At 43.2% G+C, this 23,285-nt stretch carries 23 protein-coding genes and 1 tRNA gene; 18 read left to right on the forward strand and 6 right to left on the reverse strand.

The window, feature by feature from the left end; translation table 11 throughout:
• Positions 1-76: 76 nt before the first annotated feature.
• A complete protein-coding gene (gene accC / locus QQL36_RS12000; protein ID WP_321569840.1) occupies positions 77-1,552 on the reverse strand; it encodes an acetyl-CoA carboxylase biotin carboxylase subunit in 1,476 nt (491 codons plus the stop codon).
• A gap of 31 nt (positions 1,553-1,583) precedes the next feature.
• On the opposite strand from accC, the gene QQL36_RS12005 reads away from it, so the two are divergent.
• Genes QQL36_RS12005 through QQL36_RS12020 form a run of 4 tightly spaced genes read left to right on the forward strand, consistent with a single transcriptional unit; the run spans position 1,584 to position 4,672 of the window.
• The gene (locus QQL36_RS12005) at positions 1,584-2,249 is read left to right on the forward strand and encodes a heme exporter protein CcmB (protein WP_083721167.1); all 666 of its coding nucleotides are present in this window, start codon (positions 1,584-1,586) and stop codon (positions 2,247-2,249) included.
• Between the two features lie 42 nt (positions 2,250-2,291).
• Positions 2,292-2,954 (forward strand): cytochrome c biogenesis protein CcsA, encoded by a 663-nt coding sequence (gene ccsA, locus QQL36_RS12010; RefSeq protein ID WP_321569841.1) that lies wholly within the window; start codon positions 2,292-2,294, stop codon positions 2,952-2,954.
• A complete protein-coding gene (locus QQL36_RS12015) occupies positions 2,951-3,208 on the forward strand; it encodes a CcmD family protein (protein ID WP_204545984.1) in 258 nt (85 codons plus the stop codon). Before ccsA ends, QQL36_RS12015 begins: the two co-directional genes overlap by 4 nt.
• Positions 3,209-3,253: 45 nt before the next feature.
• Positions 3,254-4,672: a Glu/Leu/Phe/Val family dehydrogenase gene (locus QQL36_RS12020; RefSeq protein WP_083721164.1), complete on the forward strand. Its 1,419-nt coding sequence runs from the start codon at positions 3,254-3,256 to the stop codon at positions 4,670-4,672.
• 106 nt (positions 4,673-4,778) lie between these two features.
• On the opposite strand, the gene QQL36_RS12025 is transcribed toward QQL36_RS12020, so the two are convergent.
• Positions 4,779-5,222 carry a type I restriction enzyme HsdR N-terminal domain-containing protein gene (locus tag QQL36_RS12025; protein WP_321569842.1) on the reverse strand — a complete coding sequence of 148 codons (444 nt, stop codon included), beginning with the start codon at positions 5,220-5,222 and terminating at the stop codon, positions 4,779-4,781.
• A gap of 54 nt (positions 5,223-5,276) precedes the next feature.
• Here QQL36_RS12025 and QQL36_RS12030 point away from each other — a divergent pair, with 54 nt between their 5' ends.
• From QQL36_RS12030 to QQL36_RS12045, 4 genes are all read left to right on the forward strand, one after another.
• A complete protein-coding gene (locus QQL36_RS12030; RefSeq protein ID WP_320580561.1) occupies positions 5,277-6,047 on the forward strand; it encodes an AMP nucleosidase in 771 nt (256 codons plus the stop codon).
• 59 nt (positions 6,048-6,106) lie between these two features.
• Positions 6,107-7,870, forward strand: a complete 1,764-nt coding sequence (locus QQL36_RS12035) for an ABC transporter ATP-binding protein (RefSeq protein WP_321569843.1) — start codon at positions 6,107-6,109, stop codon at positions 7,868-7,870.
• Between the two features lie 91 nt (positions 7,871-7,961).
• Complete coding sequence (gene queA / locus QQL36_RS12040; RefSeq protein ID WP_083721156.1) at positions 7,962-9,011, forward strand: tRNA preQ1(34) S-adenosylmethionine ribosyltransferase-isomerase QueA; 1,050 nt, start codon at positions 7,962-7,964, stop codon at positions 9,009-9,011.
• A gap of 77 nt (positions 9,012-9,088) precedes the next feature.
• Entirely contained in the window at positions 9,089-9,760 is a 672-nt protein-coding gene (locus tag QQL36_RS12045) for a 2-C-methyl-D-erythritol 4-phosphate cytidylyltransferase (RefSeq protein WP_321569844.1), read from the forward strand.
• On the opposite strand, the gene QQL36_RS12050 is transcribed toward QQL36_RS12045, so the two are convergent.
• Together QQL36_RS12050 and radC are read right to left on the reverse strand one after the other, a co-directional pair.
• Entirely contained in the window at positions 9,757-10,734 is a 978-nt protein-coding gene (locus QQL36_RS12050; RefSeq protein WP_083721152.1) for a Gfo/Idh/MocA family protein, read from the reverse strand. The genes QQL36_RS12045 and QQL36_RS12050 overlap by 4 nt on opposite strands.
• Before the next feature lie 87 nt (positions 10,735-10,821).
• Entirely contained in the window at positions 10,822-11,619 is a 798-nt protein-coding gene (gene radC / locus QQL36_RS12055; RefSeq protein WP_321569845.1) for a RadC family protein, read from the reverse strand.
• 220 nt (positions 11,620-11,839) lie between these two features.
• On the opposite strand from radC, the gene QQL36_RS12060 reads away from it, so the two are divergent.
• The 4 genes from QQL36_RS12060 to QQL36_RS12075 all read left to right on the forward strand — a co-directional run bounded on the left by QQL36_RS12060 (position 11,840) and on the right by QQL36_RS12075 (position 14,798).
• Positions 11,840-12,784: a ribose-phosphate pyrophosphokinase gene (locus QQL36_RS12060; protein ID WP_072360476.1), complete on the forward strand. Its 945-nt coding sequence runs from the start codon at positions 11,840-11,842 to the stop codon at positions 12,782-12,784.
• Positions 12,785-12,825: 41 nt separating this feature from the next.
• A complete protein-coding gene (locus QQL36_RS12065) occupies positions 12,826-13,416 on the forward strand; it encodes a 50S ribosomal protein L25 (protein WP_321569846.1) in 591 nt (196 codons plus the stop codon).
• A gap of 144 nt (positions 13,417-13,560) precedes the next feature.
• Complete coding sequence (gene pth, locus QQL36_RS12070; RefSeq protein WP_083721146.1) at positions 13,561-14,142, forward strand: aminoacyl-tRNA hydrolase; 582 nt, start codon at positions 13,561-13,563, stop codon at positions 14,140-14,142.
• Positions 14,143-14,186: 44 nt separating this feature from the next.
• Complete coding sequence (locus QQL36_RS12075; RefSeq protein WP_083721143.1) at positions 14,187-14,798, forward strand: fumarylacetoacetate hydrolase family protein; 612 nt, start codon at positions 14,187-14,189, stop codon at positions 14,796-14,798.
• A 222-nt stretch (positions 14,799-15,020) separates the two neighbouring features.
• On the opposite strand, the gene QQL36_RS12080 is transcribed toward QQL36_RS12075, so the two are convergent.
• Positions 15,021-15,494 carry a MarR family winged helix-turn-helix transcriptional regulator gene (locus QQL36_RS12080; protein ID WP_321569847.1) on the reverse strand — a complete coding sequence of 158 codons (474 nt, stop codon included), beginning with the start codon at positions 15,492-15,494 and terminating at the stop codon, positions 15,021-15,023.
• Positions 15,495-15,568: 74 nt separating this feature from the next.
• Between QQL36_RS12080 and QQL36_RS12085 the strand changes: the two genes are divergently transcribed.
• The 4 genes from QQL36_RS12085 to QQL36_RS12100 all read left to right on the forward strand — a co-directional run bounded on the left by QQL36_RS12085 (position 15,569) and on the right by QQL36_RS12100 (position 19,821).
• A complete protein-coding gene (locus QQL36_RS12085; protein ID WP_321569848.1) occupies positions 15,569-17,680 on the forward strand; it encodes a thiamine pyrophosphate-dependent enzyme in 2,112 nt (703 codons plus the stop codon).
• 79 nt (positions 17,681-17,759) lie between these two features.
• Positions 17,760-17,833, forward strand: a tRNA-Met gene (locus QQL36_RS12090).
• 78 nt (positions 17,834-17,911) lie between these two features.
• Positions 17,912-19,150 carry an AAA family ATPase gene (locus QQL36_RS12095; RefSeq protein ID WP_321569849.1) on the forward strand — a complete coding sequence of 413 codons (1,239 nt, stop codon included), beginning with the start codon at positions 17,912-17,914 and terminating at the stop codon, positions 19,148-19,150.
• Entirely contained in the window at positions 19,147-19,821 is a 675-nt protein-coding gene (locus QQL36_RS12100) for a hypothetical protein (RefSeq protein ID WP_143708709.1), read from the forward strand. Before QQL36_RS12095 ends, QQL36_RS12100 begins: the two co-directional genes overlap by 4 nt.
• Before the next feature lie 992 nt (positions 19,822-20,813).
• Here QQL36_RS12100 and QQL36_RS12105 read toward each other — a convergent pair.
• Positions 20,814-21,554 carry a hypothetical protein gene (locus QQL36_RS12105; RefSeq protein WP_321569850.1) on the reverse strand — a complete coding sequence of 247 codons (741 nt, stop codon included), beginning with the start codon at positions 21,552-21,554 and terminating at the stop codon, positions 20,814-20,816.
• 315 nt (positions 21,555-21,869) lie between these two features.
• On the opposite strand from QQL36_RS12105, the gene QQL36_RS12110 reads away from it, so the two are divergent.
• Together QQL36_RS12110 and QQL36_RS12115 are read left to right on the forward strand one after the other, a co-directional pair.
• The gene (locus QQL36_RS12110; RefSeq protein WP_321569851.1) at positions 21,870-23,051 is read left to right on the forward strand and encodes a hypothetical protein; all 1,182 of its coding nucleotides are present in this window, start codon (positions 21,870-21,872) and stop codon (positions 23,049-23,051) included.
• Positions 23,052-23,123: 72 nt separating this feature from the next.
• Positions 23,124-23,264, forward strand: a complete 141-nt coding sequence (locus QQL36_RS12115; RefSeq protein ID WP_179090983.1) for a hypothetical protein — start codon at positions 23,124-23,126, stop codon at positions 23,262-23,264.
• Positions 23,265-23,285: the final 21 nt, after the last annotated feature.

Raw genomic sequence — 23,285 nt, forward strand, 5'->3', positions numbered from 1 at the left:
ATTGAATCGCGCTTTAGAATTATCTTAACAATTTGATGGTTTTTAAAGGGATGGATGAGACGGAATAAATGAACGTTTAGCGGCGGGTTTTCCATCTGCCTCCCGCCTGGTTTACAGGTTGCTGTTGTGCTTTTCGCAGTTCCTCCTGCCAAACCTGTACAGCCAGAAGTGCGGCCGCCCGGGCTGCATCCGGCGACGGAGTTTCCAAAGATTGTGGCGTGAAGTATTTCCCTATAAAATTAGTATCGAATTGTCCGTTGATGAATGCAGGTTGTTGCAGTGCCCAGCTGCCAAAGGGTAAAGTGGTCTGGATCCCTTTTACCTGGTACTCAGCAATCGCACGGATCAATCTTTCCCTTGCTTCCTCTCTGTTAGCGCCCCAGGCAATGAGTTTGGCAATCATTGGGTCATAATATATAGATATATCCATGCCTGCTTCATACCCGTCATCTACCCTGATCCCATATCCCTGAGGGCGTACATAAGTTTCAAGTGTACCTGTATCCGGCAGGAAATTGCTGGCAGGGTCTTCTGCACATATCCTTAACTCGATGGCATGGCCATTTATTGTCAGGTCTTCCTGTGAAAAAGATAATTTTTCCCCTCTGGCTATCCTGATCTGCTCTTTTACCAGGTCCAGTCCAGTGATCAGTTCTGTCACCGGGTGTTCCACCTGCAGGCGGGTGTTCATTTCCAGGAAATAAAATTGTAACTGTTCATCTACGAGGAACTCTACTGTGCCGGCCCCATAATAGTTACAGGCTTTGGCTACATCAAGCGCGCACTTGCCCATGGCGGAACGGATATCCGGTGTCAGGCAGGAGGAGGGCGCTTCTTCGATCAGTTTCTGGTGACGGCGTTGTATAGAACACTCACGTTCAAAGAGATATACGTAATTACCATGCTGGTCACCCAGTATTTGTATTTCAATGTGGCGGGGAGCACCTACATATTTTTCAATGAAAACGGCATCGTCGCCAAAGGCGCTCATGGCTTCACTTTTGGCCAGCCGGATCTGTTCTTCCAGCTCTGAGGCTGCGTTTACTACCCGCATACCTTTACCTCCACCACCGGCAGAGGCTTTGATCAGAATAGGGAAGCCGGTTTTTTTCACGACCTCCTGGGCCTCCTCAAGGCTGCGTAGGGGCGTTTCGGTACCGGGTACCATTGGTACGCCGAATTTTTGAGCGGCTTGTTTGGCGGCCAGTTTGCTACCCATCATTTCGATGGCGTAGGCGCTGGGGCCAATGAAAGTAATACCGGCGGCAATCACCGCTGCAGCAAAACGGGCATTTTCGCTTAGAAATCCATAACCCGGATGGATGGCATCCGCTCCGGCTTGTTTGGCTGCTGCCAGGATCTTTTCGATTTGCAGGTAGGATTGGCTGGATGGGGCAGGGCCTATACAGATAGCTTCATCAGCATATTGTACAAAGGGCATGGTACGGTCAGCTTCAGAATACACCGCTACAGTAGCAATGCCCATTTCCCGTGCAGATCGCATAATACGTAGTGCGATTTCGCCGCGATTGGCTACCAGTATTTTTTTCATAAAAGCGAATATAAGGTATCTTTGCCCCCTCATGAAATCGACCGCATTCCAACAAACAATTACCCTGGTAAAAAAAGACATATTACTGGAATTACGTCAGAAATATGCGCTTTATGGGGTTCTGCTCTATATCATTTCTACCGTATTTGTCATTAACCTGATGATAGGCAAGCCGGAAGAAAAGACCTGGAATGCACTTTTCTGGGTGGTACAGTTATTTGTTTCTGTCAATGCGATTGCCAAGAGCTTTTTGCAGGAAAACCGGGGGCGGCTGTTGTATTTTTACTCACTGGTACATCCCCGTAACTTCATCATTGCTAAGCTGATATATAATATTCTGCTCATGGCGCTCATGAGTATAATTACCCTGGTATGCTGCATTCTCTTTATGGGCAATCCTATTATTAATATATCCTATTTCCTGGGTGTTATTATGCTGGGGGGCCTCAGCCTTTCCCTGCTTTTTACCATGCTGGCGGCCATTGCAGCTCAGGCCAATCAGAATGCGGCACTCATGGCAATCATGGGATTCCCGATTATGCTTCCCTTGTTAACTATGCTGTCGAACATCGCCCGTTCCTCATTTATCACTGTCTATCAGCCCGGTCTGCCTAAGATGTTCCTGATGTTGGGTGCCATGGATATACTCATCGTAGGCTTGTCCCTGATTCTATTCCCTTTTTTATGGAAGGATTAGAATTTTGTTGTAGGTTTGCCACTCATTTAGTCGTTAAAAACAATGGCAAAGCACTGGTGGAAAGCTTTAGCGGTAATACTTCTCATCTACACTATAATTGCTGGGTTTACAATTAATATACCCCTTATAGGTACGAATCAGCAATCATCCCGGGGACTATTTTTCCACGTACCGATGTGGATGTGTATGTATACCATGTTTAGCATTTCGGTAGCAAATTCCCTGCTCTATCTCACAAAATACGATTTGAAGAAAGATGCCCTGGCTGGCGCAGCCGGTAGTGTAGGCGTATTCTTTGGCATACTGGGTTTTTGTACCGGTACGCTGTGGGCAACGTATACCTGGGGCGGAACAATCACGAATGACGCCAAACAACAGCTTACCGCTGTTGCTCTGCTCATATATATGGCTTACCTGGTACTGCGCATGTCTATTCCGGACATCGATAAGCGTGCACGTATCTCTGCCGTGTTTAACATTTTCGCATTTGCTTTGTTGATTCCCTTAACATATATCATCCCACGCATGGTGGAATCTCTTCACCCAGGTGCCGCCGGCTCTCCTACGTTTGCCTCAAAAGATACTGATGGCAGTATGAAGACGGTGCTCTATCCCGCATTCATTGGCTGGGTACTGATGAGTGTCTGGATCTATACCCTCGTGGTGCGCTACAAAAAATTAGAGTTAAAAAATATTTTTAAATGATTAACAAAGCGATTTCTTTCTGTTGTACCTGTTTGTTGTTATTAGTATCCCTGCTGACCTTTGGACAAGAGCCGGCATCACAACAACAGAATACGGAGACTGGACCGGTAAATGAATTTTTTCGTAGCAATGGCAAGATATATGTGGTAGTAGGAGTCCTGCTGATCATCTTTATTGGAATTGTGATTTTTTTAGTTCGCCTGGATAGGAAGATCAGTAAGCTGGAGCGTAGGGAACGTGCTGATACCCTCTAAGACTTTATTAAGTCCAACTACATATTTATACCAAAACAGTTTTTTATGGCGCAAGAACAGCACATAAGCTTTTTTCAGAACGTTGAAAAAAGCTTTGACAAAGCCGCAGGTTTCACGAAATGGGAGAAGGGCATTCTCGAGCAGATTAAAGCTTGTAATGCCGTTTACCGTATGAAATTCCCCGTACGCGTAGGTGATACGATTGAAGTGATCGAAGCCTATCGTGTACAGCACTCACACCACAAACTTCCTTGTAAAGGTGGTATCCGCTTCAGTGAAGAAGTGAACCAGGATGAGGTAATGGCCCTTGCCTCCCTGATGACTTACAAATGTGCCATCGTAAACGTACCCTTCGGTGGTGCAAAAGGTGGTATCAAAATCAATCCCCGCAATTATTCCCCATTCCAGCTGGAAAACATTACCCGTCGTTACACTGCTGAACTGGTAAAGAAAAACTTTATCGGCCCTGGTATCGATGTACCTGCTCCTGATTATGGCACCGGTGAAAGGGAAATGAGCTGGATCCTGGATACTTATATGAGTCTTCGTCCGGGAGAAATAGATGGTTATGGCTGCGTAACGGGTAAACCCGTATCACAGGGCGGTGTAAGAGGTCGTAAAGAAGCTACGGGTCTGGGTGTATTCTATGGTTTGCAGGAACTATGTAATATCAGGGAAGATATGAAAAAGGTCGGTCTGGAGCCAGGTCTCATTGGCAAAAGGGTGATCGTACAGGGTATGGGTAACGTAGGTTACCATGCCGCTAAATACTTCCATGAAGCAGGTTCTGTCATCGTAGGTCTGATCGAATATGATGGTGCGATCTACAATGAGAAAGGCCTGGATCCTGACAAGGTATTGAAACACAGGAACGAAACTGGTTCAATCATCAACTTCCCGGGGGCACAAACTCTGGCGAAAAATACAGACGGACTGGAACTGGATTGTGATATCCTGATCCCTGCCGCACTGGAAAATGTGATACACAAAGGCAATGCTGCTAATATTAAAGCCCGTATTATCGGTGAAGCTGCAAATGGTCCTATTACACCAGAAGCAGATGATATCCTGAATAAGAAAGGCGTGATTGTAGTGCCGGATATGTTCCTGAATGCAGGTGGGGTGACCGTATCTTACTTTGAGTGGCTCAAGAACCTTAGCCATGTACGTTATGGTCGTCTGGGCAAACGTTTTGATGAGAATATGAATATTCACATTCTTGGCGTGATTGAAGAAATGACAGGTAAGAGCGTGTCAGAAAGAGAAAGAAAATTCATTGCACACGGTGCGGACGAAGTGGATCTGGTATATTCCGGTCTGGAAGAAACTATGCATGCTGCTTTGCACGAAGTGCGTGAGATCATGGTGAACCATCCTGATGTACACGATATGCGTACTGCCGCTTATATCTGTGCAATTGATAAAGTAGGCGCAGCTTACGAACAACTGGGTATTTTCCCTTGATTGGAATACAGCATATTTACACAAGGACGTATCAGCAATGGTACGTCCTTTTTTCTGAAAATGTTTTTCATCCCCCGTTGGTGAATTCCCTCTTTCATGAATGTTTTTATTGGTGCGAGGGTAGCATTTCAATGAAATCCCAGCGGCCGGCCTGCACATTATGTTCGCAGCACCAGGTATTGATGCCGTTGGTGATCACCAGATAGGCAGCGGGCAATACCATATGATAGCGAACGATCTGCTCTAAAGTAGTCTGGCTGAGGGGAATCCCCATCTCCTTGCACTCCACGATCATCCAGGGCTGGTGATTTTTGTTGAAAACTACGATGTCATAGCGCTTTTTCATCTCTCCCAGGTAGATCTCTTTTTCAATGCCTATCAGGGATGCCGGGTATTTAAGGGTAGCGACGAGATAATTCAGAAAGTTTTGACGTACCCATTCTTCAGGGGTGAGGACAACGTATTTTTTCCGGAAACGGTCGAAGATCAGGTCTTTAGCGTTTTCAGTGATGATTTTGAAGTCAGGAGGGGGAAATTCGATGGTAATCATCGGGCAAAGGTAGTCTTCTCAGGAATTTTTTGTAAATTTGCATGTCAAAAGGCTATGAAGACAAAAGACGAAATAGTAGCTAATTGGCTTCCCCGCTACACCGGAGAAAAGCTGGAGAACTTTGGCTCCCACATCCTCCTCACCAACTTTAGTAATTACCTTAATTTATTTGCAGAATGGAACAATGTCAAGATCGTTGGCAATGGCAAAGCAATGCAATGTGCCACTGCAAATGACATTACCATCATCAATTTTGGTATGGGAAGCCCTGGTGCCGCTACCATCATGGACCTGCTGACAGCTATTTCACCCAATGCCGTATTATTCCTTGGCAAATGCGGTGGTCTGAAGAAAAAGAATAATGTTGGAGACCTGATCCTGCCTATTGCAGCTATCAGAGGTGAAGGTACCTCCAATGACTACTTCCCGCCCGAAGTTCCTGCACTGCCCTCATTTGCCCTTCAAAAGGCAATTTCCACCACCATCCGTGAATATGGCTGCGACTACTGGACAGGTACCTGCTACAGCACCAACCGCCGTGTATGGGAACATGATGTGGAATTCAAACGCTACCTGGAAAAGATCAGGGCAATGGCCGTGGATATGGAAACAGCCACCATCTTTTCAGTAGGTTTCTACAATAAGATCCCTACCGGTGCATTATTACTGGTTTCTGACCAACCTATGGTTCCGGAAGGAGTGAAGACAGAAGAATCTGATAAGAAAGTGACTTCTGATTATGTGAACAATCACCTCAAGATCGGTATTGACTCGCTGAAAGCGCTGATCAATAGTCACCAGACAGTGAAGCATCTACGATTCTAAGTTCGTAAGCAGTAAGAATTTTGCGTATTATTTCGTAATATGAGCAGTATAAAGGACTCATGCTCACATCTGCCACTACGCAACAAACATTACTTTCCATCCGGAATCTAACCGTTTCCTTCGCCGGCCATCAGGCGGTGAAGGATATTTCTCTGGATATCAGAAAAGGGGAGATTATGGGAATAGTCGGAGAATCCGGCTCCGGAAAGTCTGTGACGTCGCTGGCCCTGATGCGGCTCATTCAGTCCCCTGGACTTATTTCAGCTGGTAGTTTATTGTACCAGGTTGACCCGGAAAAGCCCCCTGTTAATCTTCCCGATCTCTCCGAAAGTGAGATGCGCAAATGGAGAGGCAATGAAATCGCAATGATCTTTCAGGAGCCGATGACGGCACTGAACCCGTTACATACCTGTGGTGCACAGGTTATGGAAGTGCTCCGTCTGCATAAGAAAGTCTCTGCCAGTGAGGCAAGGGAGCAAACATTAGCTTTATTCAGGCAGGTGCGCCTACCAGATCCGGAGAAGATCCTGCACCGTTATCCACATCAGTTGTCCGGCGGTCAGAAACAACGAGTCATGATTGCCATGGCCATCAGCTGTCAACCCCGCCTGCTGATAGCTGATGAACCGACTACAGCCCTGGACGTTACCGTACAAAAGACTATTCTCGCCCTGTTAAAGGAACTGCAACAGCAAACAGGTATGAGCGTGGTGTTTATCACCCATGACCTGGGTGTGATTGCAGAAATCGCTGACAGGGTCGCGGTGATGTACAAAGGGCAGATTGTAGAGCAGGGCAGTGTACAGGAGATATTCACACATCCACAACATCCTTATACCAAGGGCCTGCTGGCCTGCCGCCCTCCACTGGATAAAAGATTATACAGACTGCCGGTGACCCACGACTTTATGGAAGTGGACACTGCCGGTCAGATTCAGGAAAAAGGCCAGGCCGTACAATCGCTGGTACAAAGCCTCGAAATTCCTGCTGAAAAGATAATTCTCAGAGAACAGTACATTGCACAGCAACCTCCATTGTTGGAGGTAAAGGACCTGCATACCTGGTTTCCTGCCTCCCGCAATATATTCGGAAAGGTCCTGAGCTGGACCAAAGCCGTGAATGGGGTGAGCTTTACAGTCAAAGAAGGTGAAACAATGGGGTTGGTAGGGGAGTCAGGATGTGGAAAGACGACCCTTGGTCGTACCTTGCTACGACTCACGCCTCCCACTGGCGGAAGCATATTATATAAAGGGAAAGACCTTTGCCAGTTGCCGGCTTCAGAGATGCGGGACCTCCGCAAAGAGCTGCAAATCATATTTCAGGATCCTTACTCGTCCCTGAATCCACGTCTGACCGTAGGTCAGGCCATTCTGGAACCGTTGCAGGTACACGGATTATATGCTAATGATCAGCAGCGTAAAGAAAAGGTACAGGAATTGCTGGATAAAGTAAATCTGTTGCCGGAGCATTATTACCGTTATCCACATGAGTTTTCGGGTGGGCAGCGGCAGCGGATAGTCATCGCCCGTGCGTTGGCGTTACAACCTTCATTTATCATTTGCGATGAGTCGGTTGCCGCCCTGGACGTAAGTATACAGGCGCAGGTATTGAATCTGCTGATGCGCTTACGGGAAGAGTTTGGATTTACGTATATATTCATATCGCACGATCTATCGGTAGTGCGTTTTATCAGTGACAGAATGATTGTCATGAACAAGGGGAGGATAGAGGAAGCCGGCTTGGCCGATCAGGTCTATGAACATCCACAGAGTGCATATACAAAGCAGCTCATTAGTTCTATTCCTAAAAACATTTATGCGTAATTAATTGTTTTATAAATAGCAAATAATCATTTTTTGATAGATGGTATATTATCAATACCTTTGCAACCTTTAAATTTATTCATACCGTAATATGAAACTATCACAGTTTAGGTTTGATCTTCCTTTAAATCTGATCGCACAGCACCCTTCCAAGACAAGAGATGAAGCACGTTTGATGGTGGTAAATCGTGCCACCGGCAAAATCGAGCACAAGGTATTCAAGGATATCCTGAATTATTTCAATGACAAGGATGTAATGATGGTAAACAACACGAAAGTGTTCCCTGCCCGTCTTTATGGCCGTAAAGAGAAAACAGGTGCCAAGATTGAAGTATTCCTGTTGCGCGAACTGAACAAGCAGAATCGTTTGTGGGATGTGATTGTGGATCCTGCCCGTAAGATCAGGGTTGGTAACAAGTTGTATTTTGGAGATGATGAGTCGCTGGTAGCGGAAGTAATTGACAACACTACTTCCCGTGGCCGTACAATCCGTTTCCTGTTCGAAGGTAATGATGAAGAGTTTAAGCAAGTGCTGGACACCCTGGGTGAAACGCCACTGCCTAAGTACATCAAGCGTAAACCTGAAGATGAGGACAAGGAGCGTTATCAGACTGTGTATGCCAAGTACGAAGGTGCAGTAGCTGCGCCAACTGCTGGTTTGCACTTCAGCCGTGAGCTGATCAAGCGTCTTGAGATCAAAGGTATTAAGTTTGCAGAGGTAACTCTTCACACTGGTTTAGGTACTTTCCGTCCTATCGAAGTAGAAGATCTGAGCAAGCACAAGATGGATGCAGAGTATTTCAACATTGATGAATACGCTGTGAAGATTGTGAACAAGGCGAAAGAAGAAAATCGTAAAGTATGTGCGATCGGTACTACAACTGTAAGGGCTGTAGAATCTTCCGTGACTGCGCAGAACATGCTGAAAGCAGCAGAAGGATGGACTAACACATTCATTCATCCTCCTTATGATTTCGCTATCCCTAATGCTTTGGTAACTAACTTCCACCTGCCTAAGACAAGTCTGCTGATCATGGTGTGTGCGTTTGCTGGTTATGACCTGGTGATGGAAGCTTACCAACAGGCTATCAAGGAGAAATACCGTTTCTTCAGCTATGGCGATGCTATGCTGATCCTCTAATAAACGAAACAGATTCTCAATTATTTATTGCGAATGGTGCTGCTTAGGCAGAATCATTCGCAATTTAATTTCAGCTCGTGGAACAACGAAAGAAAGTAGCCATCATTGTAGCCGGAGGTTCCGGTACCCGCATGGGGAGTGCCGTTCCGAAACAGTTTTTGGAACTGGCCGGAAAGCCGGTATTATGGCATACCGTCAATGCTTTTGTGCAGGCATATGCTGATATGGAAATCGTATTGGTATTGCCGGAGGCCCATTTCAGTTATGTGGCTGAATGGATAGGCGATTTTAAGCAGGTGATGTTGGTGAAAGGTGGAGAAACCCGTTTCAATTCTGTACTCAACGGGTTGAAGATGGTGCAGGAACCGGCAGTGATTTTTGTACACGATGGTGTAAGGCCGCTGGTTAGCAGCGCATTAATTCACCGTTGTTATGAAGGAGCAGTAGCGCAGGGGAGTGCCATTCCTGTGATTGAAATGAAAGATAGTATCCGCGAGTTGGTAGGGGATGGTAACAGGGCGGTAGACAGGGAGCAATATAAGATTATACAGACCCCGCAGACATTCCTCTCGGAGTGGATCCTACCCGCATTTGAGCAACCTTTTGATCCGTTATTCACAGATGAAGCAACGGTAGTAGAGCGCCAGGGCCGCCAGGTACAGTTAGTACCCGGCGACGAAGCGAATATAAAGATCACCCGTCCGCTGGATCTGACGATCGCGGAGGCCTTATTAGGTACAAGAAATTAAGCTTCTGAAGATAATCCCTTATTGATTTTAGCAAGGATCTGATGTGCTACTTCCATAGCCTGCAGACCATCAATTGCATTCACCGGTACAGGTTTATTCAGGAGGATAGCATCTCTGAACAGTTCCAGCTCCATTCTGATCGCGTTCACCTGTTTGATTTCAGGATTATCGATAGCGATGGTTTTTTTACCGCTGTTGGTATCTATATCCAATGTGAATAATCCTTCATCTTCTGGTGTTTTCAGCTTGATGATTTCAGTCTTCTTGTCCAGGAAGTCGATGCCGATGTAAGCATCTTTCTGGAAGAGGCGCATTTTGCGCATCTTTTTCAGAGAGATACGGCTGGATGTCAGGTTGGCTACACAGCCGTTATGGAATTCAATGCGAACGTTGGCTATATCAGGTGTATCGCTCATCACAGCGACGCCACTGGCAGAGATACGGTTCACGGTAGACTTTACGATACTGAGCACGATGTCGATATCATGGATCATCAGGTCCAAAATTACGCTTACGTCGGTACCACGTGGATTAAATTCAGCCAGGCGATGTACTTCGATGAACATGGGGTTGAGTGCATGTCCTTTCAGTGCAAGGAAAGCCGGGTTGAAACGTTCCACATGACCTACCTGGAATTTGATATTAGCTTCTTCCACCAGTTTTACCAGTGTTTTAGCTTCTTCCATGGTATTAGTCATCGGCTTTTCCACGAAAATGTGCTTTCCGTTGCGGATAGCGCTTTCACATAACTTGAAGTGCTGGGTGGTAGGAGCGATGATATCGATGGCATCAGAAGCCTGTATCAGTTCTTCCGCGGTCGAGAATCTCGGAATCTGGTATTGCTGTGCTACACTGGCGGCATTGCTATCACTTGGATCAAAAAAGCCGACTACTTCTACGTCTTTTATGGTGGCCCATTGAGAAAGATGGATCTTACCCAGGTGCCCCACACCAAAGATTCCTATTTTGAGCATATTATTCTTTGAAAATAAAATAATTGCGAATGTAAGGAAAAGACGGTGTTATATCCAAATGTTATATTATATATGTGAATGTTGCAATTATACCATGGCAATCCTCATTCCGGAGAAGCCCAATGGAGAGTTGTTTTCTCTGATTAGCCTGCTCCTTACTGGTTGCTTTTTTTCTTCATCCATCAGGCCTTCTTCATTCAGGCTGTAGTACCCTGCCTGTGATACGATGATATGATCCAGCACCATTATATCCAAAATGCTGGCAGCCTGTACGACCTTTCGTGTAAAAAGAATATCGGCCTGACTGGGACTCAGATTGCCTGAAGGATGGTTATGGCAAAGAATAATAGAGGTAGCTCCCAGTTCCAGTGCCTCTCTCAGAATCACTCTCACATCGGCAGGTGCAGAAGAAATACCTCCAATGCTCACGCAACAATCCTTGATCACCGTATTCGCAAAATTTAAATACAGTACATGTACCCGCTCATTGGAGCAATCTCCCAGAATAGGTTTAAAATATAAAGCCGCTTCCTGCCCGTTTCTGATTTTGGTTTTTGGCAGCATGAATCCGGCCTGCCTTCGGCGCCCGAGCTCCAAAGCAGCTATTATTCTGGCTGCTTTAGCTTCGCCAATACCCCTCAGTTTCTTCAGTTGATTGACATTTAGCTTCCCTAATTCCTGTAAATTATTGGATGATTTGTGAAGTATTTCCTGTGCCAGCAACAATGCGGATTTGTGCTTATGGCCTGTATTTAATAATAAAGCGAGCAATTCTGCATCACTCAATGTTCCTGTCCCTTTTATGATTAACTTGTGTCTTGGTTGGTCATCTGTGTGCCAATCTTTGATTGACACATGCCCGGCTAACGAATCAATGGTATCCATTCTTTCTATGCTTTACCAAAAGTTACATCTTTTCCCCCGGGCTTTCAATTTTTTTTAAATTAGCACTACAATCCACAGCAAAGAGTAGGTAACTTCTTAATAATAAGAGTTTTACTTATTCGAAATAAAGCAAAGTCGTGTGTATGGCCCTGTAGTCACCAAAAAATAAAAAAATTCATACTCCAAATATCATAGTTTTGCAACCTCTTTTTTATAGTTCATGCAACCATCAGTAAAAATATTCACAGGGAACAGCAATCCCGCGCTGGCAGAGAAAATCGCCAGCCGCTACGGCAACGGGTTAGGCAAATTGACAATTCAGAAGTTCAGTGACGGAGAATTCCAGCCGATTTATATGGAAAGTATCCGCGGTGATTATGTTTTTCTCGTGCAGAGCACTAATTCTCCATCGGACAACCTGATGGAGTTATTAATGATGATCGACGCAGCCAAAAGGGCTTCTGCCGGTTATATCACCGCAGTAATTCCGTATTTTGGCTTCGCCCGGCAGGACAGAAAGGACAAACCAAGGGTAGCCATCGCCTCTAAGCTGGTAGCGAATCTGCTCACGTCGGCAGGCGCTAACAGGGTGATTACCATGGATTTGCACGCTCCTCAGATCCAGGGATTCTTCGATATCCCGGTAGACCACCTGGATAGTTCGGCAATTTTCATACCGTACATTGAGAATTTGAAGCTGGAAAATCTTACCTTTGCGTCCCCTGATGTGGGAAGCACTAACAGGGTAAGGGAAGTAGCAGCCTACTTCAACGCGGAAATGGTGATCTGCGATAAGCACCGTAAACGTGCGAATGAGATCGCTTCCATGGTTGTAATAGGTGATGTAAAAGACAAGGACATCGTGCTGATCGATGACATCTGCGATACTGCAGGTACCCTTACCAAAGCAGCTAACCTACTGATAGAAAAAGGAGCAAAGAGTGTTCGTGCATTTTGTACACACCCTGTGCTTAGCGGGAAGGCTTACGAAAACATTGAGAATTCTGTATTGGAAGAGTTCGTTATCTGCGATACCATTCCATTGAAACAGCAATCTTCAAAGATCAAGGTGATCAGTGTTGCTGATCTCTTTGCAGTAGCCATCAGGAACATGCATGAGAACAAGTCTATCACAAACTTGTTCGTGCATAGCCACCGCCGCTAGTAGCAACAAGCTTATTTATAACAATTATAAATGTTTAATCAATGAAAACGATAACAATCGAAGGACAACTCAGAAGCGAATATGGCAAAAAAGCCACCCGCCAGGTACGTTCTGAGGGACAAGTGCCTTGTGTTATTTACGGGGGTGCTGAAACCGTGAGCTTTTCTGCTCCGGCTGTTGCTTTCAAAACGCTTGTTTACACTTCTGAATTTCAGCTCGCTGAAATCAAATTAGGTGCTAAAACTTACAGATGTGTACTGAAAGATCTGCAGTTCGATACCGTAACTGACGAGCTGTCACACATCGACTTCCTGGAACTGGTTGAAGATAAGCCAGTAGCGGTAAGCCTGCCAATCAAGATCGTAGGTCAGTCCGAAGGTGTTAAAGCCGGTGGTAAACTGGTTGTAAAGATCAAGGCACTGAAAGTTAAGGCGCTGCCTAAGTACCTGCGTGAGAATATCGAAGTAAACATCGATAACCTGGAACTGAATGGTAACATCCGCGTAGAAGACGTAGTAGCTGAAAACATCGAGATCACTAACTCTCCTCGTATTCCTATCGCTTCCGTAGTAATGACCCGTCAGTTACGTCAGGAAGAGGCTGCTAACGAAAAAGACGCCAAGAAGAAATAATTTTCTTTATAGATATTTTTCCAAAAAGTCCCGTCCTGGTTCGTCCGGGATGGGACTTTTTTTATTTTTACGCCGTGGTTTGCAAAACTTCCGTATATATGGTGGATGGCGCCACGAGTTCGTGTTTATTAAATTAGTCGACAGATGAAATACCTGATAGTAGGGCTTGGGAATATAGGCGCAGAATATGAGCATACCCGCCATAATATTGGATTCGATATCGCAGATACCTTTGTTGCAAAGCACGGAGCTACCTACAAAAGCGAACGCCTGGCGGATGTGGCAGAAGTGAAATGGAAAGGGCGTACCCTTATTGTAATAAAGCCTACCACCTACATGAACCTGAGTGGCAAAGCCGTAAAATACTGGATGGACAAGGAGAAAGTGCCATTGGAAAATATTTTTGTGCTGGTAGACGATCTGGCCCTGCCGGTAGAAGTGCTGCGTATCCGCCCTGGTGGTAGTGATGCGGGACAAAACGGGCTTAAGAATATACAGGAGCTACTGGGTACAAATCAGTATCCACGGTTGAGATTCGGTATTGGTAATGACTATCCTAAAGGCAGACAGGTTGATTTTGTATTGGGCAAATGGCCTAAAGATGAAATGGTAATAGTGCAGTGGAAATTGGAAAAATGCGTGGAAATCATTGAAGGATTTGTATCTATAGGTTTGGAACGCACGATGAACAAGTATAATAACCTTAAATATTCACCTGGAAACTAAATTTATAAATCCATTCATTTAACCTTAATTAAAGATTAACCGTCATGAAAATTATATGCGTTGGAAGAAACTATGCCGATCATGCAAAGGAATTGAAAAATGAGGTACCGACAGAACCTGTGATTTTCATGAAGCCTAAGAATGCATTGCTGCAGAACAACCATCCATTTTACTATCCAGAGTTTACCGACAACCTCCATTATGAATGTGAACTGGTGCTGAGAATATGCAAAAACGGAAAGCATATTCAGGAAAAATTTGCAGATAAATACTATGACCAGATTGGGATTGGTATTGATTTCACTGCCCGTGATCTGCAGGATAAGCAAAAGCAGAAAGGATTACCGTGGGAGATTGCAAAGGCGTTTGATAATTCGGCTGTGGTAGGGCAGTTTATCCCCATTACCCCTGAGTTGGATAAAAAAGATATTAATTTCTGTTTGTATAAAAATAAAGAACTGGTGCAGCAGGGGAATACGAAAGACCTGTTGTTTTCATTTGATTTTCTGGTGGCTTATATTTCTAAATTCTTTACGCTGAATATCGGGGATCTGGTATTTACAGGTACGCCGGCTGGGGTAGGTCCTGTAGAGATAGGGGATACGCTGGAAGCGTTTATTGAAAATGACAGTTTGCTGGAGTTTGTAGTGAAATAAGTTTTGATGATTATAAATGAACCGGCCTGCTCATCCACTGAGCAGGCCGGTTTTTATTTTGATTTGTTTGAACAACTTTGATAGAATTTCTCGTTAGTTCTTGAAATCACTTGTTTGAGGTTATCTGTCACATCCAGAACTTTGGAGAATCCTTTATATTACTTTTTTCCAGGCTTCTTTTGGGTGTAATCGATCACCCTCTGAATTCCGGTGTCCTTTAAATTACTTATCTTCTGGCACCTGCTTCGTCAAAGTAACCTCATCCGGCACATTATTATAAATCACATCCAATATCCTCGTCAGCTCCTGAAAATCGTCTTCTGTAAGATGATTCCAGCCCGTTTTACGCATTTCCAGCACTAAAGGTCTTGCTTCCTTATACTTATCTGCGCCTTTAACAGTGAGCTGTAAAAACACCTTCCTGCGGTCCTGGGGAGATCCTTCCCTAAGCACCAGTTCTTTCTTAACCAGTAATTCAATAATACGGGAAACGGTGGTAATATCCTTCGATGTCAGCTTAGCGAGTTCGTTATGCGTAATCTTTTTGTGCTTATACAGGTTTTCTATCAGCAGCCACTGGTCAACAGTAATGTCCACCTTATGAATATCAAAAGTCTTTTGCCAGTAGTTACGGATTCTTTTAAGGGTGGCATCCAACTTAAAAAAAGATGGATTCGTTACGAAAGTATTAGGCATAATTATTTAAATTGCATTAGCAATAGTTGCATTAGCAACTATTTAATCTTATAAACATCCAAACAGGATATAAAGTGTTTAAAGATAATACAATCACCCCAACTATAAAAGCAGGGATTGCTAATAAGCAAGGCCTGTGGCTGAAAGCCTTCCGGCTGATGTGTCAGGCTTCCCAAATGGCCGCCACGTATGAAGCGAATCGCTCCGTTTGCAAATATGTACATTCCACGTCCCGTGGGCATGAAGCTATTCAGATAGCAGCTGGATTGCAGTTACAACCCTGGGATTATGCCAGTCCTTACTATCGGGATGACAGTATGATGCTGGCCATGGGTTTTACTCCCCTTGAGCTGATGTTACAACTCCTTGCAAAGGGAGATGACCCTTTCTCCGGCGGTCGATCGTATTATAGTCATCCAGCCAGCCGGGTACCCAATCGCCCCTTAATCCCTCACCAGAGCAGTGCTACCGGCATGCAGGTCATTCCGGCTACAGGCATGGCACAGGGTATCCGTTATCTGGAAAGAAATTTATCTGACTCTCTGCCTACCGGCCCCCATGGAGAATTACCGGTAGTTCTTTGCTCTCTCGGTGATGGCAGTGTCACGGAAGGTGAAGTCAGTGAAGCATGGCAGAGTGCTATTCTGTGGGAGTTACCAGTCATTTACCTGGTACAGGACAATGAATGGGGTATTTCTGCTTCATCTGCAGAAACCCGTGTAATGGATGCATATGAATATGCTGCGGGATTTAAAGGCCTGAAACGAATACGGGTGGATGGAAGTGATTTTGAAGAGAGTTATCATGGCATGGAGGCTGCAATCAGTTATGTACGCAAAGAAAGGAAACCTGTATTGGTACATGCCTGTGTGCCATTGTTAGGGCACCATACCTCCGGTGTACGCAAGGAATGGTACAGAACAGATGAAGACCTGTCCTTTCATGGAGAAAAGGATCCCTTACCCAAACTAAAAGCATTATTAATATCCTCCGGTATTCCGGAGAAGGACCTGTTAACCATTGAAAGAGAAACACAGGAATATATAGAAGCCGAATTTGATAAGGCGCGGATAGCACAGGATCCGGATCCCCGCACAGTGAAGGATCATGTATTTGCACCTGCTGCTGTTACAGTAGAAAAAGGGAATCGTACCCCCGCAAATGGTACGAAAGTGATGATGGTGGATGCTGCTTTGCATGCGGTAGAAGAAATCCTGCGGGACTATCCTGAAGCCATCTTTTTTGGTCAGGATGTAGGACGCCGTTTGGGTGGCGTATTCCGCGAAGCAGCTACCCTTGCGGAAAAATTCGGTGACCACAGGGTATACAACACAGCTATACAGGAAGCTTATATCGTTGGAGCTACTGCTGGTTTATCAGCAGTAGGTGTTAAGCCTATTGTAGAAATTCAGTTTGCCGATTATATCTATCCTGGATTTAATCAGCTGGTGACGGAGATTTCGAAATCCTGTTACCTCAGCTATGGCAAATTCCCGGTGCAGACCCTGATCCGTATACCTATTGGTGCTTATGGAGGTGGAGGACCTTATCATTCTGGTAGTATCGAATCTACTTTGCTTACCATTAAAGGTATTAAAGTAGTCTATCCATCCAATGCTGCTGATATGAAAGGACTGATGAAGGCTGCTTTTTTAGATCCCAATCCGGTTGTTATGCTGGAGCACAAAGGTTTATATTGGAGCAAAGTTCCTGGTACACAGGCGGCGATCATGATTGAACCAGATGCAGACTATCAGTTGCCAATGGGCAAGGGGAGGGTAGTGGTACCTGCTCATCCAAAAGACGTGAAGAAGGGCGATACTTGTTGTATCATCACCTACGGAATGGGGGTATACTGGGCAATGGCTGTCGCTGCGGCCTTCCCTGGTCAGGTAGAGGTGATTGATCTGCGTACATTATTCCCGCTGGATGAAGAGCTGGTCTATTCATCTGTTTCCCGCCATGGAAAATGCCTTGTGCTCACTGAAGAACAACTGAATAATTCCTTTGCACAGGCCTTAGCGGGTCGTATTCAACAGCACTGCTTTCGCTCGCTGGATGCGCCGATTTTCACGCTTGGTGCTTTGGATTTGCCAGCAGTGCCTATCAATCTGGCGTTGGAGAATGAAATGTTGCCAAATCCGCAAAAGGTGAAGGCTGCGGTGAAGGAATTATTAGCGTATTAAAAAAAAATATAAATACCTCTTGGCTTTTATCAATTTAGCGATTATCTTTGCACTCCCGTTTTGAACAAGACGAGGATTTGGCGAGGTAGCTCAGGCGGTTAGAGCGCAGGATTCATAACCCTGAGGTCAAGGGTTCAACTCCCTTTCTCGCTACGAATTAAAAAGGTTTTCAGGTAATTTGCTTGAAAGCCTTTTCTTTTTTATATTCATCTATACTTTGATGGTAAATTTATGAATGACATATTCATTTCATCTATCAGCATAAATGAAGTTCGGAATACAAAAGAACTCGAAATACCCATTTCGTCTGATGAAAGAAAGCATTTAATCATCACTGGACGAAACGGAAGTGGTAAAACTTCTCTACTTGTCGAATTACAAAAATATCTTTCTGCAGTTATACAAGAAAGCAATATTAGCTTTTTAGCTAATGTTATAAGGCGAAGAGATTATCTTATTTATGAAAAAAATGAAGTAATAAAGAATCATACTCCAGAAAGTATGAGTTCTTACACTACGGAAATAGAAGCTGTTAATAGAGAAATCAAGGCTTTAACAGGCGTGTCAATAAGCTTTAATCATTTTAATGAAATTTTATCAAATTTCAATTCAGGGAAATTTATAGTTGCGTCATTTGACTCAAAGCGTAACTCAAAATTTAATGTACCAAGTGGTATTAACAAAATTAAATTTAAGCGGAATTATAATCCCCGAGAGCATGTTGGAGCTGATTTTATTCAATACATTGTAAACTTAAAAGCAGACAGATCATTCGCTAGGGATGAGAATGAAACGGATGTTGTGAGAGAGGTTGACTCATGGTTTGCAAACTTTGAAAGAAACCTCGCTGAATTATTTAGTGATCCCCAACTTAAATTGTCGTTTGATAGAAAGAACTATAATTTTAATGTACTTGAAACAGGTAAGGAACCATATAATTTAAACCAACTTTCTGATGGTTATTCTGCGGTTTTAAGTATTATAACAGAATTATTATTAAGAATGGAGAGTTCTGGTGCAAAAAGTTATGATGTAGAAGGAATTGTGCTTATAGATGAAATTGAGACTCATCTTCATATTGAATTACAGAAAAAGGTACTTCCATTTCTAACTACATTTTTTCCAAAACTACAGTTTATCATTACAACACATTCCCCATTTGTTATAAGCTCAATAGAAAACGCAGTTATTTGCGATCTTGAAAAGAGGATTGTCACGGATGATTTATCTGGTTATTCCTATGATACTTTAATTGAGAGTTATTTTGAAGCAGATAAATATTCATCAATTTTAAAGAAGAAGATTGCTGAGTTTGAATATCTAAGTTCTAAAGAAGAGTTAGATGAAAAGGAAAGAGATCAACTACGGGAATTAAGGAAATATATTGATGATGTTCCCAAATTTTTAGCAGATGAATTAGCGGTTAAAATTCAACAAATTCAGTTAAGAACACTTAATAAGAACAAATGATTTTTGCTTCTAAATCTCAACCTGCCCCACCTTGCTTAGCAATTGAGAAAGCAAAAGCTACTGGGAGTTACAGATGTGACGGAGTTCTTCATGCAATAAGGAATGATTTCTATAATAAATGCTATATATGTGAGCAAAGAGAGCCTACAACAATAAACGTTGAACATTTTCGACCACATAGAAATTATCGGGATGTGATGTTTGATTGGAATAATCTCTTTTTTGCTTGTGGGCATTGCAATAACATAAAACTAGCCAAACCCATATTTGATGATATTCTAGATGTCACTCAGGAGACAGACGAAGTAGATAAAAAAATAAGATATCATATTAACCCATACCCAAAAGAAAAGGCTGAATTCCGGGCCCTTGAGAACACCGATCGTGTTAATAACTCAGTTACGCTTTTAGATGCAGTTTACAATGGAACTACTACCTTAAAATCTATTGAAGCCGCAAATGTTCGAAATCTTTTACTTAAAGAGATAAGGACTTTTCAGGATTTGTTATTTGACTATTATGATGAAACATATTCGGCTGAGGAAAAAGAGGAAATAAAACAAAAGATTATTAGACATTTGCGTCCTGCATCAAGCTTTACGGCTTTCAAAAGATGGGTAATAAGAGATCATGAAAACCTAAAGGCGGATTTCGAGCAATATTGTGGGTGAATAGCTAAGGCTTTTTTAAGCAGATCTATGAATATGCTAAAGCAACAGTTCAGCTAGTAAAGCCATCATCTTATTATCTTTCATGTCTATGAACTCGATCCTTCTTTGTAAAACTATACTGCTGATATTACCTGTTATTGTCCTGATTTTCGTATTCCTTATCAGAGATATATTACGCATTACAGCCAGAGCAGGAGGAGGTTCATGTGATTTTACCAAAGAGTATACTCTGATTGTAATAGGGCTGCATTTACTAGTACTTAACGTATTTTTGCTAATGCAAGGTGCGGGTGGCAACTGGCCTTTTCTTGTGATTGGCATTGCGTTACTTATTTGTTGTATTGCCCTGGGATTCAGAGAGCTTTAAACCTTGTTCTATGGCACTACAAATTTCTACCAATTGTAAAGTTCAAGCATTTACCTGGACATATAATGATGAGAATACTTCTCCAACAACCTGGAGGTGTAGTTGTGATTATTCTGCCAAGGAAGATGAGTCGTTTGTAAGAGAATGTTCTATAATGCCTTTAATGACATTAGGAATAATAAGAGCTTCACACATGATAATCCTGTATTGATTTTAGTAATGTCACTGCAAGAGTAAAATTTCTTCAATCTATAGAAACAAAGCATAAGAATGCTGCAGTAGCAGAAGCTGTTCCTGATTGGGGGCAGTTTAAAATTAAAAATATACTGATAGAATGCGAATTGTGGATATTGTCTAATACGGAGGTTTTGGCCACCCCAAACGGAGCAAAGAGCCCAACTTTTTCAATCTGGATAGTGACTATCTACCTCGTAGTTCATTTGATTTTATTAACGACTGGGTTGATAGTTCCAATAATGTTGATTAGTCTTATACTGTCACCACTTTTAGTACTCTTGATGGTATTTACAATATTGAAATATGGCAAATACAGAGATGGTAAGTTTGGATATCAATAATATTTCAGGCAGGATGTCTGAAAGCCTTTTAAAATTCTATTAAACATTCAATAAGTAATATTCCCCCTAATAGTATCATTCACCTGAACCTTATACTTAATCCCCGTATCCCTCCGGTTTTTTACAAGATAATCTTCAAATGAATAAAAGCATGGCTCTGACACCTTAATATCCAGCGTATCTCCCTTCATCCACCTAATATCATTAAAGCAATCAAAATCAAATCTGGATACATAAAAATTCCCGTATTTCGGAATGCTATCATTCCTATGAATAACCGATATGTTCAGAAAATAATAACCATTCCCAGGCTTAACATATCTATACACAATCAAATCATACTTTTGACTTGGCGATGTTTCTCTATAAAATACTTTCCGCTCGTAAGATGTATCAATAGGATCCTTGTGCACAACTTTCACGATAGTCCCATTCATAGGAAATATACTATCCTTAAATTGGGACTTACCCCTGCTTATAAATTCAGTAAATTTTTCAGCAACAATAACCGTATCGCTACCTTGCCAATAGACATCATCTACGTCGTAACTGAAGAACTTATATTGGCTCGCAGTACTTTCAACGGAGTCAGTTATTTTTAAAATCGCGATAAAGTAGGATCGGCCACCATCCCATGCTCCCTGTTCATAGGCGTAGTTTAATAAGAATTTGGTGCTGTCTGGTGAGTATGTTCTTGAACGCTCTGTAAAAGTACCGGTGCCGAAATCCGGAAAACATGCTGGTATGGCCAGCAGAGCCAATACCAGAAAAACTACAACAAATTTCATAAGTATAAAAATTTCAGCTTCCTACAAAATACGCCGATACCCCTTCACAATATCTCCAATCCTCACCTTATACCCCCCACACTGCACAGTAAATACTTATCTCCACACAAACAGATATCCATCACAAATACATCATGCGGTGTATACTCCTCACACCTCGCCTGCGCAAATGCTACCACACTATCCGGACAACCAGCCTCTTTCTTTAATTTTAAATAATGCCTTTACTTCGAAGTCTCCACCTGCTGCCGCTCCCCATCCAAATACGCCTGCAAAAAAAAATCGCATAACATATTTATTCTTTAATTTTATTCAATGGACAATTTAATAGATAACCTCATCAGCCGTTGGGAAAAAGCCTTTGACGACATTCAACACCTCCCTGCTTTCAAAGCACAGGTTAAAACAACACTATACGCCCCCGGCACCCGTTATAACCTCGAAAAATATGACCAGCACTCCTTCCCCTCAAATGGAGCCTTATCAAAGGAAAAAGACGACTACGAATACGGCTTCAGTGACCTGGGGTTACCTTGCTACATGACCTTTGGCAATGAAGCAATCAAAACCTTATGGGAAGGTTATTATAAATATACCAATAACCTCGCGGAGTACATAGAATTTAATATCAACACAGGCGTGCCTTCCGCCCTTACAAGGATTACATTTGAAAATGGCCGTAAGATCACCTCACAACGTTTGGGTATAAACGGTAAAGGAACTATTTACAAACCGGGCCAATCCAGGGAAGAGTTAATTAAAGAATATAAAGAAAATGATCTCTTCTTTTTCCTGATCACGACCACATTTGAGTACGACACCGATGGCAGGATCACCCGCTCCGTAAGCAACAATGTCGCCCCCGGGCTGGGAAAGTATTCTTCCTACGATGAATACGCCTATACCGATAATCAGCTGGATAAGATCAGAACCTTCCATGAAGGAGGCAGTAACCGTCTGACCTACAGCCGGAACAGGGAAAACCTGTCCAAGGATGCACTGATCGAAAAACTCGCCCAGGCTATGGCCCAATCCATCGTTAGTTCTCTGACGCATCATGAAACTACGTCACCACTGGCCCTCCTGGAAATAAATTACCACTATGCTGATAACTATTTCCCCCTCCTGGTTTCTCAATCTCAACAGGAAGTTGAACAAAGACTCGAAAATGGGGGAGAAGTTTTCTTTCATGACAAATATGACGATTCCTCTCCATTAGATATCACCTCATTCGAAGACTACTTCGCCCAAATGGAACAACTAATGGAAGAACAGGATAACTGGGATATTGGCCGGATAGCCCTCAGAAGAACCGCTGCTATCCTAACCGAAACCAAACTATTAGGGAAAATCAAAACCACCACTGACTTTGCAGCTTATGCTGTAGACTGGACCGTAGAAGGTGGCCGCGAAGATTTAGAGGAAATCCTCCTGGAATGCGGGGTAAAACCTGAAACCCTTGATCTGTGGAAAGAGAAAAAATTCATTACTGAGTAAATTTTATTTCCGATTGGCGTAATCAAAAAGAACGCTCATTCCCAATCTTTACAGCTTCTAAAAGAAGAGCAGATGTTGGATCTTGCTCACAAAGCAGGGTTTAAATATGCTAAAGTGGTATCCGGTGACGACCTTACAAAGGAATATTTTCAGGAAAGAAATGACGGTCTGTCCCTCTCCAATTCAGAACTCATCCTCGTGGCAAATACCTAATTATTTTTTATCTTGAGCGCT

The sequence above is a fragment of the Chitinophaga sp. LS1 genome (genome assembly GCF_034274695.1).
Lineage (GTDB): Bacteria > Bacteroidota > Bacteroidia > Chitinophagales > Chitinophagaceae > Chitinophaga.

Bases quoted from the DNA above. Each gene is read 5' to 3' on its own strand.
- accC (WP_321569840.1), bottom strand. From the start codon at position 1,552: ATGAAAAAAATACTGGTAGCCAATCGCGGCGAAATCGCACTACGTATT.
- QQL36_RS12075 (WP_083721143.1), top strand. From the start codon at position 14,187: ATGAAAATTATATGCGTTGGAAGAAACTATGCCGATCATGCAAAGGAA.
- queA (WP_083721156.1), top strand. From the start codon at position 7,962: ATGAAACTATCACAGTTTAGGTTTGATCTTCCTTTAAATCTGATCGCA.
- QQL36_RS12100 (WP_143708709.1), top strand. From the start codon at position 19,147: ATGATTTTTGCTTCTAAATCTCAACCTGCCCCACCTTGCTTAGCAATT.
- QQL36_RS12060 (WP_072360476.1), top strand. From the start codon at position 11,840: ATGCAACCATCAGTAAAAATATTCACAGGGAACAGCAATCCCGCGCTG.
- radC (WP_321569845.1), bottom strand. From the start codon at position 11,619: ATGGATACCATTGATTCGTTAGCCGGGCATGTGTCAATCAAAGATTGG.
- QQL36_RS12005 (WP_083721167.1), top strand. From the start codon at position 1,584: ATGAAATCGACCGCATTCCAACAAACAATTACCCTGGTAAAAAAAGAC.
- QQL36_RS12115 (WP_179090983.1), top strand. From the start codon at position 23,124: ATGTTGGATCTTGCTCACAAAGCAGGGTTTAAATATGCTAAAGTGGTA.
- QQL36_RS12020 (WP_083721164.1), top strand. From the start codon at position 3,254: ATGGCGCAAGAACAGCACATAAGCTTTTTTCAGAACGTTGAAAAAAGC.
- QQL36_RS12035 (WP_321569843.1), top strand. From the start codon at position 6,107: ATGCTCACATCTGCCACTACGCAACAAACATTACTTTCCATCCGGAAT.
- QQL36_RS12105 (WP_321569850.1), bottom strand. From the start codon at position 21,554: ATGAAATTTGTTGTAGTTTTTCTGGTATTGGCTCTGCTGGCCATACCA.
- pth (WP_083721146.1), top strand. From the start codon at position 13,561: ATGAAATACCTGATAGTAGGGCTTGGGAATATAGGCGCAGAATATGAG.
- QQL36_RS12025 (WP_321569842.1), bottom strand. From the start codon at position 5,222: ATGATTACCATCGAATTTCCCCCTCCTGACTTCAAAATCATCACTGAA.
- QQL36_RS12065 (WP_321569846.1), top strand. From the start codon at position 12,826: ATGAAAACGATAACAATCGAAGGACAACTCAGAAGCGAATATGGCAAA.
- QQL36_RS12030 (WP_320580561.1), top strand. From the start codon at position 5,277: ATGAAGACAAAAGACGAAATAGTAGCTAATTGGCTTCCCCGCTACACC.
- ccsA (WP_321569841.1), top strand. From the start codon at position 2,292: ATGGCAAAGCACTGGTGGAAAGCTTTAGCGGTAATACTTCTCATCTAC.
- QQL36_RS12095 (WP_321569849.1), top strand. From the start codon at position 17,912: ATGAATGACATATTCATTTCATCTATCAGCATAAATGAAGTTCGGAAT.
- QQL36_RS12015 (WP_204545984.1), top strand. From the start codon at position 2,951: ATGATTAACAAAGCGATTTCTTTCTGTTGTACCTGTTTGTTGTTATTA.
- QQL36_RS12110 (WP_321569851.1), top strand. From the start codon at position 21,870: ATGGACAATTTAATAGATAACCTCATCAGCCGTTGGGAAAAAGCCTTT.
- QQL36_RS12050 (WP_083721152.1), bottom strand. From the start codon at position 10,734: ATGCTCAAAATAGGAATCTTTGGTGTGGGGCACCTGGGTAAGATCCAT.
- QQL36_RS12080 (WP_321569847.1), bottom strand. From the start codon at position 15,494: ATGCCTAATACTTTCGTAACGAATCCATCTTTTTTTAAGTTGGATGCC.